Origin of the sequence: Sphingomonas sp. CCH9-F2, from assembly GCF_001556735.1 — a bacterium.
GTDB lineage: Bacteria > Pseudomonadota > Alphaproteobacteria > Sphingomonadales > Sphingomonadaceae > Sphingomonas > Sphingomonas ginsenosidimutans.
Map to the genome: position 1 here is coordinate 1 of NZ_LSJO01000170.1, position 1,981 is coordinate 1,981.

General features: G+C 69.6%; 3 protein-coding genes. All 3 read right to left on the bottom strand.

What is annotated here, in order from left to right; translation table 11 throughout:
* Positions 1 to 696, bottom strand: a 696-nt coding sequence (locus AX685_RS04845; protein WP_156445673.1) for an outer membrane protein, incomplete at its 3' end; no start/stop codon positions are given.
* A gap of 129 nt (positions 697 to 825) precedes the next feature.
* Entirely contained in the window at positions 826 to 1,326 is a 501-nt protein-coding gene (locus tag AX685_RS04850) for a DUF2793 domain-containing protein (protein ID WP_066485963.1), read from the bottom strand.
* A gap of 11 nt (positions 1,327 to 1,337) precedes the next feature.
* Positions 1,338 to 1,981: GTA baseplate fiber-binding domain-containing protein (locus AX685_RS04855; protein WP_443026249.1), on the bottom strand; the 644-nt coding region annotated here is incomplete at its 5' end.

The following is a 1,981-nucleotide window of genomic DNA, read 5'->3' on the forward strand; positions in this document are numbered from 1 at the left end:
CGCTTCCGGTGCGCCGAAGTTGTAGGTCACGCCACCCAGCAGCGAGTGCGAGCGGAAACGACCGTCATAGGCACTGCCGCGCTGGTCGAACAGGTTGACGTTGTCCGCGTTGAAGAAGCGATACTTCAGCGAGACGTCGACATGGTCGCTCAGCGGCGCGCGGATGCCCGCCAGGGCCTGCCACGCGAACACGGTGTCCGAATCGTCGAGGAGACGATACGAGGTCGTCGGGTCGAGACGCGCCTTGACGCGGGCGACACCGGCACCACCGCCGACGAAGCCCTGCAGGCCGTCGTCCGGCCCGAAGTCGAGCAGGCCGTTGACCATGAAGCTCAGCGCCGAGGTACGGCCGCCGAAATAGTCATAGGTGCCAGCGGCGGCCTGCGCCGTGCCGCTGACCGGCGTCTGGCCGGTGTTACGGTAGCCATCGACGGTTGCCGAACGATAGCCGACTTCGGTCTCGAGGCGGAACGCGCCGAAATCGTAGCCGATGACGCCATCGACGTCATAGCCGTAATCGTGGTCGACGGTGCCAGTGCCCGACCGCGAAGCGGCAGTACCGGTGATCGAATAGTCGATGTCCTCGACAATCATCGCACCGCCTTCAACGCCGACATACCACGCCTTGTCGCGCGCGAGCGCGGGCGTGGCGAGGGCGGTGGAGGCAAGCGCCATGATCATGGCAAGCTTACGCATCATAATCCCCTTTCCATGGTGTCACTACGGACAGCGCAAACTCACTATCCGAACGATGGTTTCCCGACAAGCTGACAAAAACCCGGCACTGTTGCGCAACTGCCACAGTTTCCGCACCGCCGAAGCGTCTCAGCGGGCGATCATTCCGTGGGCACGCAGCGCCTCCAAGATCGCCACGATCGCGGTACGGGCGGGGGCGTCCACGGTCTCGCCGCCCGCCGGGTCGTCGATCGCGGGGCGTTGCCCGCCCACCACCTGGGTGCCGTCGATCACGATGCGCGCGGCGCGTGTCACCCCGCTCTCCCATCCGGCGGTCGTGCGGGTCGCCGGCACCTGCTGCGCGGCCTCCCACACCCGCCAGCCCGGGCGCGTCGCGACGAACCGCCATCCGCCATCGGTCCATCCCGCCAGCATCCCGGCGTGACCGGTCCACGCCCCCTGCGGCGCATCGCCGACGATCCACGAATCGCCGGGCGCGGGATCGGCCGGCGGGATCTGGACGCCGATGCCCTTGACCACGGCCTGCACTGCCAGGTCCAGCAGCGCCAGCGCCTCGTTATGGGTGCGTTCCTTCTGCGCCTGCCCGGCGTCCATCATCGGCAGCAGCAGCCGCGCGCTTGTCGCTTCCATTGCGTGTCTCCTCAAAGGTTTAGGATCGCAGGCGACGACAGGGCGTAGGTGCCCTGTTGCCGAACCGCCACTGTAACCGCGCCGGCGGGAACCTCCGCCGCGCTCAGCACCAGCTGCGGCCCGTCGCTGTTCCTTGTCGCGATCGTCGCGCCGGCCTGATCAGCAACGGCGATGCGATAACCCTCGCGCTCTTCGCCCAGCGGCACGTCGTCCCCGTCGCGCCATCGCCAGCCCAGCCGGCTGCGGCGCGTCCAGGTCAGGCGCAGCCCGCCGTCCGCCGTCCGCGCCGCGCGCAGCTGCACCGGCGGCGGCGGCGTACAGGACCGTCCGTCGATCGCCGCGCTGGCGATCGCCGCCTGCGCGCCGTCGCCGACGCCCGCCGCGGCGATTCGCACGCTCTCGCCCGGCTGCGCGCCTGGCAGCGGCAGCGAGATCGCGGCCCCGCGCTCGATCAGCACGAAGCGCGTACCGCCGGGATGCGCGGTGGCGGCGGTACCGCGGCACCCGCGCCACCATCCGCTCAGCCGCCAGCGGGTCGCATCGACCTGCACCGCGTCGCGGAACTGGATCAGTTCGTCACCGATCAGCGCCAGATTCGCACCGCGGTCGATCGCCGCCGCATCGGCGGAGGCCAGCGTCATCCCCTCATGCGCCA

Bases quoted from the DNA above. Each gene is read 5' to 3' on its own strand.
- AX685_RS04850 (WP_066485963.1), bottom strand. From the start codon at position 1,326: ATGGAAGCGACAAGCGCGCGGCTGCTGCTGCCGATGATGGACGCCGGG.